Origin of the sequence: Exiguobacterium antarcticum DSM 14480, from assembly GCF_000685865.1 — a bacterium.
GTDB classification, from domain to species: Bacteria; Bacillota; Bacilli; order Exiguobacteriales; family Exiguobacteriaceae; genus Exiguobacterium_A; species Exiguobacterium_A antarcticum.
In genome coordinates, this window is sequence record NZ_JMKS01000003.1 from 68,573 (window position 1) to 82,998 (window position 14,426).

Sequence of the window (14,426 nt, forward strand, 5' to 3'; positions counted from 1 at the left end):
TTATAGAACGGCATTTCGATAGTCGGTGAGCTGTTCCTTAAGTTCTGGATCCAGCTCGAACGTATCGAAGTCCGATTCAGTGGTGATTTCATTTGACTCATAATCGTCAGCGCAATCGATACAGAGATAGGCGTCCGCTTCGGGGATATATGGAAGCTCCGTGACGTCTTCTGTTTCGTATTTGCATCCATTACAGCGGTAGATAGTCATTTCGACTCCTCCTTCACCTTGGCTAAAGCAATTTTTAACGTCTCGATTTGGCTTTGAAGCACCTGGACGAATGAATAAGCCGGTGCGTATGTGCCGAGTACGAATCCTAAACGTGACAGCGTCTTTTCTAACTCTGCGATGGTGTGATCCACAGATTCGGTAGCGCGATCGACTTCGATGGCTGCTTTCTGCTTTTTAATGAACAGCAGGCGCCCGATTCGTTGCGCTCGATTAATCGTGTTCATGGTTTTCCTCCTGTCCGGAGCGTGATACACTTAAGTTCCTAGGCAAAAGTGGTCATCGCTCTCTTGAGTGGTGGCTTTTTTTCTTGTCCGCCTGTTCTTGCTCCAACTTCCGCTCTTCACGTCCTTCGATGATGAAGACGGGAACGACAGCAATCAGTGACACGACCCAGACGGTCGCCATCATGACGAATGCTTCCGCTGACATGTACTCACCTCCTTTCCAGGTCAACCTCGTTCATCCCACCACCAGCCGCCGAATGCTATGGCGAAAGCAATCAATGCGAAACCGTAGATGACATATGCGTTCATTTCAGCTTGATTGGAGGATCCATTCGGACTAGATGCATATCGAACGTGTCTTCCATAAGATGCAGAACGTGTTTTTTGTTGATGGCGTCAATCACGATAATCGGATCATTTTTGACCATCTGTTTGAAGTGGACCAAGGCATCCGGCTCCGATTCTTCCACCATCTCTCGCGTCACATCAGCGAGGATGCTTGACACGACGTCCTCAACGTTGATCAAGGGTTGAAGCGTTGGGTTTTCGTGAAACCGATCTACCAGAGCATTGGCTAAGACATCAAGATTTTTATAAAGTGGCATGTTGTTTCACTCCTTCGATTGTTTGATTCCAGTCGTTGCTTTCAACTCGTTTGTCGAGCCATTCATATAAATGCTCGCGGCGGACAATGATTTTCCCATCGACACGTGTAATCGGTAATCCGTTCTCGCGGATCTGTTTGTCAATCGTGCTACGGCTGCACCGTAGCTCCTCACATACTTCCGGTACCGTGAGATACTCACGCTTCCGTGCAATCGTTGCGAGTGATTCTGCAATTCCGTCTGCAATCATGCGTTTGAATTCCTGCTCATTGAACAACATGGTTTACCTCCTCACGATTTAGACGAGCGCTGGACGCCAATGTGTGACGTATGAGAGTGCTTCGTCGAATTGGTTCTGTCGGATATCACGATAAGATGCGACTGCGAAAGCACGTTTGATGTCGCTCCCGAAACGTCCGTACAGTTTCGCTTTCGAATCATATAAATCAGATGGCCGTTCACTTAGTTCTTTCCATAGATCCTCAGCACGACGTTTCTTTGCTCGTTCGATTGCTAGCTGTTGCCCATAATCGAGGGTCATCCGTAAATCAATCTTTTCCGTGAGTGTCGTGATGGCTGCTTCCGTCTCACCTTGTTTCTCAAGCAGTTGGGCTGTTGCGGTGAACAATTCAGCGAACGGGATGCCCTTGGGTACTTCATAGGATCCGGTGTTGCGGATTGATGGGAGTACTTCTTCCATGACCCAATTTTCGAATGCTTGTGCTGCCGGCAACTTCGAGTTGGTGACAAGACGGTAGACATCCGGTTCGCGGATAACGATCATGTCCTGTGTACCACCATTTGTAAGGACGGGATGTTTCGTCCCACCCTTGCAGTGACGACTGACTGCCTTATGCGGTTCTTTGTATCCAAGCGCTTTCGCAACATCTGAAGCAACGAATAACGGTGCAGTGTTGTTGCCGATCATTCGAATTTCGCTGCCTTTAAAAACTTTTGTAAGTTGATTCATAATTCTTCCTCCTAATTTCGGGTATAAAAAAGAATAAAGAAAAAAATATTATTCGTTAGTTGCTTTTACGCAACCTTTATTCAAAAAAATTTGTTGCTCAACATCCTTTTCCATTCCCAAAAGACTAATTACTCTAAAAATTTCTGTAGCTGTAAATTCTGTTTTACCTGACTCTTTTCTATAGTAAGTCGAGGTATTGACTTCTAATTCTTTCGCTACTTCTCTACGAGTAAGTTTGCTTTTCTTTCTTCTAAACTCAATAAGAGCAAGAAAGGCATCGTTCATACTATCCCTCCTTTCTGTTGCGTATTTGCTACCCTTAAACCAAATATACACCCTTAGTTGCTTAAACGCAACGGTTATTTTTAAAAACTTTCTTCTTTTCATTGCATATATGCAACGAGTGTTGCCATGTCGGTTATACTACTTGTAAAGTCGTATTATTTAATTTACTAAATGGTGGTGATGTATAAATGAAAAATTCTTCGACAACATTTACAGATAGATTTGAAGAAGAGATGAAGAGAAGCGGCCTATCCAAAGCTACGATTGCCGATAAAATTGGAGTTAGTAAATCTACGATCACAAGATATGCAGATGGGTCAATGGGACCTAATGCATCCTCGATAGCTAAACTTTCCTTGCTATTTGGTTGTAGCGCAGACTATTTACTAGGTTTGACGTCAAAGCGTAATTCTTCCGCTGATCCTATCATGAAAGAATCAGATGTTCATTACGAAGCGGATGAAAGTATCAGAAAACTTCTAAAGCTGACCGATGAAGAGCTGGAAAGTCTTTCTCGAAAACAGATCGAAGAAATTTATGCGTTTATCGAATTTCAAGTTGAAAGAAGCAAAAAGGCGGCTGAATGATCTCAGTCGCCTTTTTGATACTCAATTTTTATTGTCTCCCATTTATTTCGATCGAATACTTCATCCAGCGTGAAGGTCATTCGAATAGTTAGTCCATCTTTCCTTACAGTCACTTGTCGCTCTTTTAATAACATTGATTCTTTGGATTTTAAACTGAGCGTTGACTTCACATACAAAATGAACCCCTCCAAATGCGAACTAACGTTCTATATGATGTTTTTTTAGTATGCCTTATGCAAACCTTATTTTCAAGTATCATCCTGTTCTTTACAATCCCAACGATTCGACAATTTATGACATTCTCTATTTATTTACAAAACTGTTTTTCAAAATAGTGAAACGTGACTGATACAGATATTTGTCGAACACTTTTTTATTTACTTAGATTAGAATTGTCGAAACCTGTCGGACGGTTGTTGCCAAACCTTCCCTTTTTCTTAAAAGGAAAGACTTTTACACATCTTAAAATTGGTAAAATGAAGGGAAATGAACATTAAGGGAGGAAAAATTATGTCTACGAGTCGTCCGTTCCCACTAAATGAACTTGATCGACTTCATCCAAATGGATTCGTAACGTTAGGTAAAGCAAAATCTACTACATACAGTGAACCCTTCTACGTTGTTGCCACTGAAAAAGAAGGGCTTTATTTTTACGTTCGTCATCAACAATCCGTTGAACTTTTAGTTTACTATCATTGGAATCAGATTCCCGATGAGTTATTTAAAAGTGATCGTAAAAATGATCGTACCTACCGGCATAAAAAAAACGTTGTCCTGACTATCTTTGTTGGCGATGAAGAAGGAAAAGAAGTCGCAAAATTGATTGAACAACGAAAGAAGATCTCATTACTTGCTCGTCCGTGGTATAGAAAGATTCTTGGCTATCGAAGTGGCACCGGCTGGAAAATGCTTATTGCCTCCCTCGTCTACTTCTCATTATTAACTGGACTGGTCAATGGTGATGATGAAAAGGATAAAGCTGAGCCCGTAAAAACGGAACAAATCAATACATTAAAGGCTGAAGATCAGTCCGATGATACTAAAGATGACGACACAGACGATGACGACAAGGCTAAAAAAGAAGCTGCTGAAAAAGCAAAAGCCGAAAAAGAACGTGAACGCAAAGCGGAATTAGCTGCACAGAAGAAAGCAGAGGAAGAAGAGGCTGCCAAAAAAGCAGAAGAGAAAAAAGCCGCTGAACTTGCTGCACAAAAAGAGGCGGAGAAGAAAGCGGAAGAAGAACGTATTGCACAAGAGGAAGAAGCCGCTGCTGCCGAAGCTGTCGAGACAGATTTTGCGAACTGTACAGATCTCAGAACCGTTTATCCCGATGGTGTTCCGAGTACTCACCCCGCTTATCAAGATAAGATGGATCGGGACAACGATGCTTTTGCGTGCGAACAGAACTAAATTGTTGCGGACAACATAAACTTTATGCTGACCGGTACACGGTTGAGATTCCGACGAAATAACTAAACTTATCAATATAGTTTTTATTTACGTAGATAAAAACTTGAATTTTGTTGCAAAAGAACTTTCAATTAACTCATATTTAAAATAGATTTGGTTTTACTTTATTACGTTAAGACTGGAGATGATTTTAATTAACGATAATATTTCGTTGGTTCCTATGCCTTTATCGGGTGTAGAAGAGATTATTAGGTTAATCATCTCTCTTCAAGATGATTTTAATGAACTCTATTTTACTAACCCACAGGCTAGCACTTACAACTTGAATAAAAAGCGGATTGATCAGATTTTTTGTCCCATCGAATCACGTGTGATTCATGACGATCTAAACGAATATTGCTACAAATACAGACAGTCATTAACACACTTTCACCTGTCTCACGTTTTATCAAATCCTTCTTTTCATGGGAATTTTGAAGGGTTTAGCATAACTCAACGATTAAAAAGTCGCGTTAAGTATTCTGTGTCTTTAGCCGATAAGATTAGAAAGTATGCTCTAAACGATCATCATAAGGGTAAAATCGCTATTAATAAATGTCTTAACGATCTTTTAGGATTCAGAATGTTTCTTTCAAATAGAGCAAGTTCCCATGATCAGTTGATCGAATTATGCTCTCAAAATCCACGTACTAAATGTGTAGATTCATCAAAAGGAGATTATAAAGCCACACATATTTATATCAAAGGTACTCAAAATTTTCACTTCCCTTGGGAATTACAAATTTGGGATCCAATACATGCTTCAAGTAATGATCTTTCTCATGCGCAGTATAAACAAGGTTATCTACTTGATTTAGCAACCAATCAAAGGTTTGACAGTGACTGGAATTAAGGTATACCAAGTATACATACACCTATAAACATGATATCTTTATCAAGTCAGAGGAGGGATTTTATGTTTCAATTTATCATTTTGTTATACACTTCTTTCAAGGATGGGAAGCGTTATGCTTTTAGGCCGACATCAACAAACTACTCAGAACAAGTAAGTTCATTACATTCCAAAATCGAGTCAGAATTTGACGATATTGGATTAAGCACTCATTTCGGTCAAACTATGACCAGTAAGTGGGAAGAAGTAGCACAAATGGATTCTTATTTTAAAGATGTTGAGTTAATTGAATGCGAGCAAGAATTTTTAGAAGTAATCCGTGCTTCAGAAGAAATTACACCCCTTGATATTGCGCAGCTCATCGCGATGAAAGTCCGTTGTACACCATTAAAACTTCAAAAATTACTTTATATTGCATACTGCAAATTCCTAAAAGAAACCGATTCTCCTTTATTCGGTGAAGAATTTCAAGCGTGGGACTACGGTCCAGTGATTCCTTCAGTTTATCATCAATTTAAATCACTCAGATCAGAACAAATAATTATCGATGTACCTACTGCAAACGAAAAAAGGTATTTATCCACTTCCATCGGACGCAAAATATTAAAAGTAGTTGATGAAACTATCGAACAGTACGGTGATTATTCTGCTAACAATCTAGTAACTTTTACACATGAGCCAGGACGTGCATGGGTTTCTGTATTTATACCACTAAAGTCAAACGTTATGAGTGTAGAGTGTATAAAAGAATCGTTAGATTTTAATTTAAATGTATAAGTAGGTTCTATCTTTGTTCTTTTGCTATCATTAGTTAAGAGAACAAAGATTTTTTTCTGGTTAAATTTGCTTTTTTCAAAGGAGGCTTCTTAAACAATGGCGAACATAAAAAAGAACCCCACTACCGGTAAATGGGAAGCCAGGATCAGTCTTGGATTCGATGAACGAGGCAAAAGGATCCAGAAGTATAAACGAGCGGATACGAAACGGGAACTGGAGTATTGGATGGCCAACTTACTCAAGGAACGTGAGGACGGGTCCATCAAACGGCAAAAGTCTCAGATGACAGTAACAGATCTGATTGCGGTCTATTACGAACGTCGTGCTCCGCAACTTGCAAAAGCGACACTCTACAACCGCCGAAAGGTGTCATCCCTGTTAGAAATCGAACTGGGGAAGATGAAACTTGAGAACGTCCGGACGCATCATCTATCCGATGTCTTGACGAAATATGCCGAGCTACGGGAATGGAATGCGAATAGCTATAATACGATGATGCAACAAGTCCGCGCCTTCTTCCGTTATGCAGTCGAGATGGAGTATCTTCGGGAAGATCCAAGTAACGGACTCGCTCAGGACCGCCGGCGCGCCGTCAAGAACCACACGGTCTGGTCGAAACAAGAATGTGAACTGTTCATCCAGACGCATGAGAAAGAACTGCGTGCCCTCCCCATCATCTTGATCCTGCATACCGGGATGCGCATCGGTGAAGTCATCACCTTGCGTTGGTCTGACATCGATTTTGAGCAACAGACGATCCTCGTCAAGCGCTCCATTGCGGACCATAACCGCTCAGCCTTCGAAAATGAGAAAGCCCCTAAAAACGGCCGTTCTCGCCTCATCGTGTTGAACGAGACCGCCATCGATTACCTCAAGAGCATGAAACGGCTACAATCCGCTCATCAGCTAAGCCATGGGTACCGGAATGACAGTGACTACGTCTGCTTGAATACGATGGGAAGACCGTTAGGAACCAGCATCACGCATCGGGCATTCAATTGGCTGTCGGAGCTCGCCGGCGTACCACGGATTCGGATTCACGATCTACGTCATACGCACGCCACCCTATTGCTCGAACAAGGCGTGCATCCGAAAGTCGTCCAGGAAAGATTAGGTCATGCAAGTTATGCGATAACCATGGATTTATATAGCCATGTCAGTGTAAAGTTGCATAAAGAGGCTACTGATGTCCTCGTTTTCAATAAAAGTGTGCAATAAATGTGCAATTGGAGGAGATTCTGTTGAACAAAAGAGAACTAAAAAACGTGAAAAACGTTGATGTCAAAGGATTTCCTAAGACCACAAATCCAACAGCAAAAAAGTACGTCATGTTCGTCGACGAAACCGGTACACCCAAAGGAAATACACAATTTAACTTGACCGGAGTCTTAATGGAATACAAATATGCCATCGACTCAGATGAAACCGGCGAACCAAGTCCGTTACGAAAACGCTTGATGCAATTCAAATCAGCGGTTTTCGAAGATCCACATATTCCACTCCACCTGAAAGAAATCTTAAAAGCTGAGCACCCGTATGGGAAAGAAGACGGGATCACAATCGATATGTTACGTCACTTTTGGGTCGCTTTACCAGATTTTCTCGTTGACATCGACTGTACGATCGTCAGTGTCGAAGTCGATAAACAAAAACTGCAGGAATTCTATTCTACACCAAAAGATCCATATGTCGTGGCGTTTGCCCACTTGATGAAATCGTTTTATGCGTTTCTTGAGGAAACAGAGGCGACGAGTGCACGGGTTGTCCTGGAAAGTCGGGATGATTATCAAAACTTGTTGATTCAAAAAGCCTTTTTCGATATCTTCAATTCAGGAACGGTCCACCTCGATGTCGAGAAAAGCCGTCAAAAAATCAAAGGGTTCATTTTTGCTGAAAAAGACAGTGATCTCTACCAATCCGGTCTTGAGATTGCCGATCTTGTCTGCCTCCCCCTCTCCCGTGTCCGTCGTGGGGTGATCGAGGTGAAGCCGCGGTTTGTCCATTACGGGGACGAAAACCGAATTTTTAAGGCCATTAAAAACAAAATTTACATTCGCCGGGATAGCCCCGATCAAGATTTTCGAAACTGGGGCTTCAAAAAGGTTCCGATTACTAAAAAACGTCGTGAATGGTCTGACACGCCATGGAACGGTTAAGGCCATCAGAAAAGAAGCTGACTCAATAGTTCGTTTTTATACAAAAAGAAGCAGTGGACACCGCGTCCACTGCTTCTCAGACTGAAGACAAAGTAGTGGTTTTTCTCTTAATCGGGAAGAACCGCTTTTTTTGTTCGCTTCGAATCGTTTTCCTGGGACAAGCATCGCGCCGCATCACTTCGCTGCTGGGTCGCTCCTGCTTGTTTTTCCCTAGGAAGCGATTTCGAGCGAACAAACGCTTTTTCTTTCACGCTTCCGGGTATACAACTAGCATAGATATTCGAAAGAGGAGGAATTCTTATGATGGGAAAAAGAGGCCAACATCATCGTTCTGAGAACATCACCATCACATTGGAACAATTGGTCCCGCAGGACCATCTCGTTCGAAAAGTAGATCAGGTCATGGACTTTGAATTCATCTATCCTTTAGTAGAGAAACTGTATTGTGAAAATAACGGAAGACCCAGTATCGATCCTGTTTTATTGATTAAGATGGCGCTTCTCCAATACTTGTTTGGTATTCCATCGATGCGTCGGACCATCAAGGAGATTGAGACGAACGTCGCATATCGGTGGTTTCTCGGAATCGGACTGGATGAGAAAGTGCCTCATTTCTCTACTTTCGGAAAAAATTACGTCCGGCGGTTTCAGGACACGGATGTGTTCGAAACCATCTTTTATCGTATCCTCTCACAAAGTGTCGAAGCTGGGTTCGTGGACCCTTCGGTCCTATTCATGGATTCCACACACATCAAGGCGAACGCAAATAAACGGAAGTTCAAGAAGAAAAAGATTGTCCGTCGCGCTATCCAACAGTATAAAGAAGAACTCGACCTGGAAGTCAACGAGGATCGGGTACTGCATGGAAAAAAGCCCTTCGCCCCCAAGGAGAGCCGTCTTGAAACACGCGAAATCAAGGAAAGTACAACAGATCCCGAGAGTGGTTACTACGTGAAGGGGGAACGTGAACGACTATTCGCTTATTCTTGTCATACAGCTTGTGATCGAAACGGATTCGTACTTGGATTGATCCTCACACCTGGAAATGTACATGATAGTAAAATGCTTGAACCTCTTCTTGAATCCGTCACTCATCATTTCAATCAGCCCTTCGCCGTCGTAGCCGATTCTGCTTACAAGACAGTCCAGCTCGCACATCATCTCCTTCAACGAAACATCTTACCGGTTTTTCCTTATACACGCCCCAGAGGGGTGAAGGGAATGTTCAAAACGAAAGACTTCTATTACGACGAATACTATGACTGTTATTTGTGTCCCGACAATCAAGTTCTTCGTTATCGGACGACCAATCGAGAGGGGCATCGGGAATACGTCTCTGACCCAACGATCTGTGCGTCGTGCTCTTTTCTTTCACAGTGCACGAAGAGCCAAGAGAATAAAAAAATGATCCTACGCCATATCTGGCAGGAAGCAATGGATGAGGTGGAGCATTTGCGGCATACTTCTGTGAACCGGGCATTGTATCGAAAACGACAGGAGACCATCGAACGTGTCTTCGCAGATGCAAAAGAAAAGCATGGCATGCGTTGGGCCCGATATCGTGGTCTGAAAAAAACAACGCTACAAGCGATGCTTACTTTTAGTGCCCTGAACCTCAAAAAATTGGCGAACTGGTCATGGGATTCCGGTGGGAATCCTTGTTTTCAACATCACTTTTTACGACTACATAAGACAAACCCTCATTTCAACGTTGAAATGAGGGTTTGTCTACGATCTGAGAAGCAGTGGACACCGCGTCCACTGCTTCTTTTGATTCACTCGCTGTCGATTGGATTTGTTAATCCTTTTGTCCGTTTTTTTCCTTCCCGACACATGTCGAGTAACGGGCATTCGAGACAGTTGGGACGTTGAGCTTTACAGTGATACCGTCCAAAAAAGATGAACTGGTGGTGTAATTTCGACCACCGTTCCCGTTTAAACCGTCTCATTAACGTCACTTCTACTTGCGTGACATTATCTTTCCAGCGACAAATTCCAAGACGTTTCGATACCCGCTCGACGTGTGTATCAACGGCAAATGCGGGTACGTCAAACGCAACAGACAGAACGACATTCGCTGTTTTTCGTCCGACGCCCGGTAAGGCTTCTAACCCCGCACGATCAGTCGGCACTTCCCCATCATGTAACGTTACGAGTCGTTCCGCTAGCGCCTTGATGTTTTTTGCTTTATTGCGGTACAAACCAAGGCGTTTGATTTTCTCCTCGATTTGTTCGACGGGTGCCGCCGCCAATCGTTCCGGTGTTGGATATGCGGCAAATAAATCGGGCGTCACCTTATTGACTAACACGTCGGTTGCTTGAGCACTCAGTGCGACGGCAACCACCAGTTCGAACGGATTTTGATGAATCAATTCACAAAAAGCGTCCGGAAACATCTCTTCGAGCGTTCGCTCGATCCGGTCCATTTCAGCATTTCGTAACATTGACGTCAGCCTCCTCTCGTCGCCAGATCTTCAAGCGTCTTGATCCCTTCTCGTTCCCACGTCCGTAATATTTGGTTGATGTACGTCATCTTCCGGACGTTATGATAGACGGCTTCACGCAAGGCCGCTAAGACGAGTTCTTCCGCAATGTTCTCAATCGTCAGCCACTGGATGATCTGTTCCATCTGGAAGGGTGACATCATGCCAAGTTCCCGCTCAAAATGTTGGAAGACGGACGGATTGATTGTCTCGAAATTCGGCGCTTCTTGTTCGGGTGGAGCCATTAGTTTTTCATAGAGTGGAACTAACGAATACCGTTCCGCCCCACTAACGTTCTCCATCGCCAGTAGCCCTTTTTGTAGTAGACCTAGTGTCGTCTCGATTGTCTCTGTTTCCGATAATCCCAGTCGATTACTCAGTTCTTCCGGTGAAGGCATCTCCATCCCTTCTGCGCGACAAGCAAACAGTTGTCCAATCAACGTAAACTCGACAAAACTGATGCCAAGACGTTTTGCTTCCGTAAACAATCGTTTGGGGAGCACAACCGTTCCTTCCTCAAAAAGTTGAATTAAATTATGATCCATGACACTTCCTCGATTCTGTAAGATAAGCAAGAAATCGACCCGTCCGAGGGATGGGTCGATTTCGGTCGATATTACGGATACAATCGGTTCAACAAACGTGGGAACGGAATCGTCTCACGGACGTGTTCAACACCTGTGATCCAGGCGACTGTTCGCTCGAGTCCAAGACCAAAACCACTGTGCGGGACTGATCCATATTGACGGGTTTCCAGATACCACTTGTAGGCACCAGTTTCATCTAGATCATGTTCTTTCATGCCGGCACGTAACTTTTCATAATCTTCTTCCCGCTGTGAACCACCAACGATCTCCCCGTACCCTTCCGGAGCAATCAAATCATCGCATAGAACAAAACCAGGATTTTCTGGATCTTCCTTCATGTAGAATGGTTTGATGTCTTTTGGCCAATGTGTGATGAAGACGGGACGCGCAAACGTATTGGCAATCGCCGTCTCGTGTGGCGCTCCAAAATCGTCTCCGAATTCGATATCATCGAATCCCTGTTCCTTCAACATCTCGATTGCTTCTGTATATGTGACGCGTGGGAATGGTGCTTGAATGCTCTCGAGCACCGTCAAATCGCGACCTAATAAATCGAGTTCGGCACGGCAGTTGTTCAGTGCCGATTGTACAAGATGCGTCACGTAGTTTTCTTGCACTTCTAAGTTCATCTCGTGATCATAAAACGCCATCTCCGGCTCCATCATCCAAAACTCGATCAAGTGACGGCGTGTTTTCGATTTTTCAGCCCGGAATGTCGGACCAAACGAAAAGACTTTTCCAAGTGCCATCGCTGCCGCTTCCATATAAAGTTGTCCGGATTGCGACAAGTAAGCATCTTCATCAAAATATTTCGTATGGAACAATTCTGTCGTCCCTTCTGGGGCACTGCCCGTCAGGATTGGCGGATCGACCTTGATGAACCCTTCTTGGTTAAAGAATTCGTAAGTGGCGCGAATTAATTCGTTTCGAACGACCATAACGGCATGTTGACGTTTTGAGCGTAACCACAGATGGCGGTTATCCATCAGGAAGTCGGTTCCATGGGCTTTTGGAGTGATTGGATAATCCACGGCTTCATGAATCACATCAATCGCTGTGATTTCCATTTCGTGACCAATCGCGGTCCGTCCCCCATCCGATTTGATGACGCCCGTCACCCACATCGATGATTCTTGTGTTAAGCCTTTTGCCGTCTTAAATAATTCTTCACCAACAGTTTCTTTGACGACGACACCTTGCATGAAGCCTGAACCATCACGTAATTGAAGAAACGCAATTTTTCCACTTGATCGTTTATTGGCCAACCAACATCCGATCGTGATTTCTTCGCCTACGTGTTTTTCTACATCACGAATCATTGCTTTCAAAAGTCAACATCCTCTCTCTATTAAACGGCTGTATGCGCCGTGATAAATCCTTCGATTCGGTCCAGTGCCTCAAGGACACGTTTTGGATCCGTTGCGTACGATAAACGGACGTACTCCGGTGCGCCAAAGCCAGATCCTGGAATCAAGGCGACTTTTGCTTCTGATAAGACGGCCGTACACCAGTCATCGACGTTTGAGAACCCACACATCTCTGCTGCCCGTAACGCATGAGGGAACAGATAAAAGGCGCCTTCCGGTTTCAGGCACGTGAAGCCTGGAATCTGAATCAACCGGTCATAAATTTGTTCCAAACGTTCTTCAAATACGACCCGCATCGCTTCAACCGGTGCATCGCCTTCTGCATAAGCGGCGACAGATGCTGCTTGCGCAATCGATGTCGGGTTAGACGTCGAATGGCTCGCAAGGTTCGTCATCGCAGCGATGATTTCTTTTGGCCCGATTGCATAACCAATCCGCCATCCTGTCATCGCGTGGGATTTTGAGACGCCATTGATGATGACAGTCCGTTCTCGCATATCTGGTAACGTCGCGATCGATAAATGCGTGACACCATTGTATAACAACTTTTCATAAATCTCGTCACTGATGACCAAAAGATTATGACGAATCGCTACATCCGCTACCATCTCGAGCTCTTCCTTCGTATAGACCATTCCCGTCGGATTCGACGGCGAGTTCAAGACAAGCGCCTTCGTTTTCGGAGTGATATGTTGTTCGAGTAAGTCACGTGTCACCTTGAATCGTGATTGTTCCGTCGTTTCTAAGATGACGGGAACGCCGTCACTTAACTTGATTTGTTCCGGATAGCTGACCCAATATGGAGCAGGAACGATGACTTCATCGCCCGGATCTAAAATCGCTTGAAACAATGTCGACAAGGCATGTTTTGCACCTGAAGCGACCATGACTTCCGACCGTTCATACGAAAGCCATAAATCGCGACGCGTTTTTTCGATGATGGCATCTTTTAAGGCCACTGTCCCACCGGATGGCGTGTATTTCGTATCGCCTGCTTCTGCCGCCGCAAATGCAGCCTGGATAATAAATTCTGGAGTGTTGAAGTCCGGCTCGCCCGCACCGAGTCCGATGATATCTTGTCCTTCTTCACGTAATGCTTTTGCTTTTGCGGTAATCGCTAATGTCGTTGACGGTGCCAACTGTTGTACACGTTTAGATAACATCTTGCACACTCCTTTTTTTAATTGATCCGTAGACGTTTGATGAACGTTCCTTCTTGATAGGTGTAATACGAATAATCATAGCCGGTTTTGGTTTTGGAGACGATCTCAATCAACGCCCGATCCTCAAAACCATATTTGGCGGAAACGATTTCAGCAGGACTACCGGCTTGTCGAATGACTTCGGCAATCTCCATCCCGTCGGAGACCCGTCTCGTCTCGATGCGACCCGTCTTTGGCACAAACGTCCGGACCGCTTCTCCATCTTGTTGAATCGTAAACACACTATACTGGGTTTTGCCATTAAAGACATGATCAAACCGAATCTGTTCCGGTGCCAATTCTTTTTTCAGGCGTGCTTCTGCCTGAAGCACTACTTTTTCTTCGCGCCCTTTAGCTTCCGCCACGGTGAATTGATAAATTCCCGTACCGATGAGCGTAATCAGAAGGATGAAGCAGACAAGACCGATGACGACCTTCCACTTCATGTGCGGTAGATGGTAAAGACCATCTTCTCCTTATCTTTTTCGTCTAATGCCAGACCAAACATCAAATCCTCTGTTTTCAACGTGCGATTCAATAAGTCTACAATCTTGTACGTATCGTCATGCCGATTGACCTTGACGGTTGCGAGCGTCTCGATTTTCGAATCCATCTTATATCCTCCCTCATTTTTCTACATCTATTATAAT

General features: G+C 44.0%; 19 protein-coding genes and 1 pseudogene. 7 read left to right on the forward strand and 13 right to left on the reverse strand.

Features of this window, described 5'->3' with window-relative positions; all coding sequences use genetic code 11:
• The 7 genes from P404_RS0101405 to P404_RS17255 form a co-directional block, all read right to left on the reverse strand.
• Positions 1-210 carry a hypothetical protein gene (locus tag P404_RS0101405; RefSeq protein ID WP_026829822.1) on the reverse strand — a complete coding sequence of 70 codons (210 nt, stop codon included), beginning with the start codon at positions 208-210 and terminating at the stop codon, positions 1-3.
• Entirely contained in the window at positions 207-455 is a 249-nt protein-coding gene (locus tag P404_RS0101410; RefSeq protein WP_026829823.1) for a hypothetical protein, read from the reverse strand. Before P404_RS0101410 ends, P404_RS0101405 begins: the two co-directional genes overlap by 4 nt.
• A gap of 52 nt (positions 456-507) precedes the next feature.
• Positions 508-660 carry a hypothetical protein gene (locus P404_RS18475; protein ID WP_160166511.1) on the reverse strand — a complete coding sequence of 51 codons (153 nt, stop codon included), beginning with the start codon at positions 658-660 and terminating at the stop codon, positions 508-510.
• A 100-nt stretch (positions 661-760) separates the two neighbouring features.
• Positions 761-1,060, reverse strand: coding sequence for a hypothetical protein (locus tag P404_RS0101420; protein ID WP_026829824.1), 300 nt, complete (start codon positions 1,058-1,060; stop codon positions 761-763).
• Positions 1,047-1,340 carry a helix-turn-helix domain-containing protein gene (locus P404_RS17245; RefSeq protein ID WP_034773926.1) on the reverse strand — a complete coding sequence of 98 codons (294 nt, stop codon included), beginning with the start codon at positions 1,338-1,340 and terminating at the stop codon, positions 1,047-1,049. Before P404_RS17245 ends, P404_RS0101420 begins: the two co-directional genes overlap by 14 nt.
• 18 nt (positions 1,341-1,358) lie before the next feature.
• Positions 1,359-2,030 carry a BRO family protein gene (locus tag P404_RS17990; RefSeq protein WP_051590449.1) on the reverse strand — a complete coding sequence of 224 codons (672 nt, stop codon included), beginning with the start codon at positions 2,028-2,030 and terminating at the stop codon, positions 1,359-1,361.
• A gap of 48 nt (positions 2,031-2,078) precedes the next feature.
• Positions 2,079-2,315, reverse strand: a complete 237-nt coding sequence (locus P404_RS17255) for a helix-turn-helix transcriptional regulator (RefSeq protein ID WP_051590450.1) — start codon at positions 2,313-2,315, stop codon at positions 2,079-2,081.
• Between the two features lie 188 nt (positions 2,316-2,503).
• Between P404_RS17255 and P404_RS0101440 the strand changes: the two genes are divergently transcribed.
• The 7 genes and pseudogenes from P404_RS0101440 to P404_RS17270 all read left to right on the forward strand — a co-directional run.
• A complete protein-coding gene (locus P404_RS0101440) occupies positions 2,504-2,902 on the forward strand; it encodes a helix-turn-helix domain-containing protein (protein ID WP_026829825.1) in 399 nt (132 codons plus the stop codon).
• Positions 2,903-3,412: 510 nt separating this feature from the next.
• Positions 3,413-4,312 (forward strand): excalibur calcium-binding domain-containing protein, encoded by a 900-nt coding sequence (locus P404_RS17995; RefSeq protein ID WP_051590451.1) that lies wholly within the window; start codon positions 3,413-3,415, stop codon positions 4,310-4,312.
• 184 nt (positions 4,313-4,496) lie between these two features.
• Positions 4,497-5,204 (forward strand): hypothetical protein, encoded by a 708-nt coding sequence (locus P404_RS18000; protein ID WP_150111966.1) that lies wholly within the window; start codon positions 4,497-4,499, stop codon positions 5,202-5,204.
• Between the two features lie 63 nt (positions 5,205-5,267).
• Positions 5,268-5,981: a Panacea domain-containing protein gene (locus P404_RS0101460; protein ID WP_026829826.1), complete on the forward strand. Its 714-nt coding sequence runs from the start codon at positions 5,268-5,270 to the stop codon at positions 5,979-5,981.
• A 96-nt stretch (positions 5,982-6,077) separates the two neighbouring features.
• Entirely contained in the window at positions 6,078-7,199 is a 1,122-nt protein-coding gene (locus P404_RS0101465; RefSeq protein ID WP_026829827.1) for a site-specific integrase, read from the forward strand.
• Positions 7,200-7,246: 47 nt separating this feature from the next.
• A complete protein-coding gene (locus P404_RS0101470) occupies positions 7,247-8,137 on the forward strand; it encodes a DUF3800 domain-containing protein (protein ID WP_236624235.1) in 891 nt (296 codons plus the stop codon).
• Positions 8,138-8,437: 300 nt separating this feature from the next.
• Positions 8,438-9,778, forward strand: a pseudogene (locus P404_RS17270) (IS1182 family transposase); the annotation flags it as partial.
• A 134-nt stretch (positions 9,779-9,912) separates the two neighbouring features.
• Here P404_RS17270 and nth read toward each other — a convergent pair.
• The 6 genes from nth to P404_RS18150 form a co-directional block, all read right to left on the reverse strand.
• The gene (gene nth, locus P404_RS0101480; protein ID WP_014970585.1) at positions 9,913-10,581 is read right to left on the reverse strand and encodes an endonuclease III; all 669 of its coding nucleotides are present in this window, start codon (positions 10,579-10,581) and stop codon (positions 9,913-9,915) included.
• A 5-nt stretch (positions 10,582-10,586) separates the two neighbouring features.
• Positions 10,587-11,165: a DnaD domain-containing protein gene (locus P404_RS0101485; protein WP_014970586.1), complete on the reverse strand. Its 579-nt coding sequence runs from the start codon at positions 11,163-11,165 to the stop codon at positions 10,587-10,589.
• A 71-nt stretch (positions 11,166-11,236) separates the two neighbouring features.
• Positions 11,237-12,526 (reverse strand): asparagine--tRNA ligase, encoded by a 1,290-nt coding sequence (asnS, locus tag P404_RS0101490; RefSeq protein ID WP_110418135.1) that lies wholly within the window; start codon positions 12,524-12,526, stop codon positions 11,237-11,239.
• 29 nt (positions 12,527-12,555) lie between these two features.
• Positions 12,556-13,737 (reverse strand): pyridoxal phosphate-dependent aminotransferase, encoded by a 1,182-nt coding sequence (locus P404_RS0101495; protein WP_014970588.1) that lies wholly within the window; start codon positions 13,735-13,737, stop codon positions 12,556-12,558.
• Between the two features lie 17 nt (positions 13,738-13,754).
• The gene (locus P404_RS0101500; RefSeq protein ID WP_014970589.1) at positions 13,755-14,222 is read right to left on the reverse strand and encodes a hypothetical protein; all 468 of its coding nucleotides are present in this window, start codon (positions 14,220-14,222) and stop codon (positions 13,755-13,757) included.
• Positions 14,219-14,389 (reverse strand): YpmA family protein, encoded by a 171-nt coding sequence (locus P404_RS18150; RefSeq protein WP_014970590.1) that lies wholly within the window; start codon positions 14,387-14,389, stop codon positions 14,219-14,221. Before P404_RS18150 ends, P404_RS0101500 begins: the two co-directional genes overlap by 4 nt.
• Positions 14,390-14,426 lie beyond the last annotated feature (37 nt).

Coding starts and splice junctions, on each gene's coding strand:
- P404_RS0101410 (WP_026829823.1), bottom strand. CDS start 455: ATGAACACGATTAATCGAGCGCAACGAATCGGGCGCCTGCTGTTCATT.
- P404_RS0101465 (WP_026829827.1), top strand. CDS start 6,078: ATGGCGAACATAAAAAAGAACCCCACTACCGGTAAATGGGAAGCCAGG.
- P404_RS18000 (WP_150111966.1), top strand. CDS start 4,497: ATGATTTTAATTAACGATAATATTTCGTTGGTTCCTATGCCTTTATCG.
- P404_RS0101495 (WP_014970588.1), bottom strand. CDS start 13,737: ATGTTATCTAAACGTGTACAACAGTTGGCACCGTCAACGACATTAGCG.
- P404_RS0101460 (WP_026829826.1), top strand. CDS start 5,268: ATGTTTCAATTTATCATTTTGTTATACACTTCTTTCAAGGATGGGAAG.
- P404_RS0101485 (WP_014970586.1), bottom strand. CDS start 11,165: ATGGATCATAATTTAATTCAACTTTTTGAGGAAGGAACGGTTGTGCTC.
- P404_RS18150 (WP_014970590.1), bottom strand. CDS start 14,389: ATGGATTCGAAAATCGAGACGCTCGCAACCGTCAAGGTCAATCGGCAT.
- P404_RS17255 (WP_051590450.1), bottom strand. CDS start 2,315: ATGAACGATGCCTTTCTTGCTCTTATTGAGTTTAGAAGAAAGAAAAGC.
- P404_RS0101440 (WP_026829825.1), top strand. CDS start 2,504: ATGAAAAATTCTTCGACAACATTTACAGATAGATTTGAAGAAGAGATG.
- asnS (WP_110418135.1), bottom strand. CDS start 12,526: ATGATTCGTGATGTAGAAAAACACGTAGGCGAAGAAATCACGATCGGA.
- P404_RS0101420 (WP_026829824.1), bottom strand. CDS start 1,060: ATGCCACTTTATAAAAATCTTGATGTCTTAGCCAATGCTCTGGTAGAT.
- P404_RS18475 (WP_160166511.1), bottom strand. CDS start 660: ATGTCAGCGGAAGCATTCGTCATGATGGCGACCGTCTGGGTCGTGTCA.
- P404_RS17245 (WP_034773926.1), bottom strand. CDS start 1,340: ATGTTGTTCAATGAGCAGGAATTCAAACGCATGATTGCAGACGGAATT.
- P404_RS17995 (WP_051590451.1), top strand. CDS start 3,413: ATGTCTACGAGTCGTCCGTTCCCACTAAATGAACTTGATCGACTTCAT.
- P404_RS17990 (WP_051590449.1), bottom strand. CDS start 2,030: ATGAATCAACTTACAAAAGTTTTTAAAGGCAGCGAAATTCGAATGATC.
- P404_RS0101500 (WP_014970589.1), bottom strand. CDS start 14,222: ATGAAGTGGAAGGTCGTCATCGGTCTTGTCTGCTTCATCCTTCTGATT.
- nth (WP_014970585.1), bottom strand. CDS start 10,581: ATGTTACGAAATGCTGAAATGGACCGGATCGAGCGAACGCTCGAAGAG.
- P404_RS0101405 (WP_026829822.1), bottom strand. CDS start 210: ATGACTATCTACCGCTGTAATGGATGCAAATACGAAACAGAAGACGTC.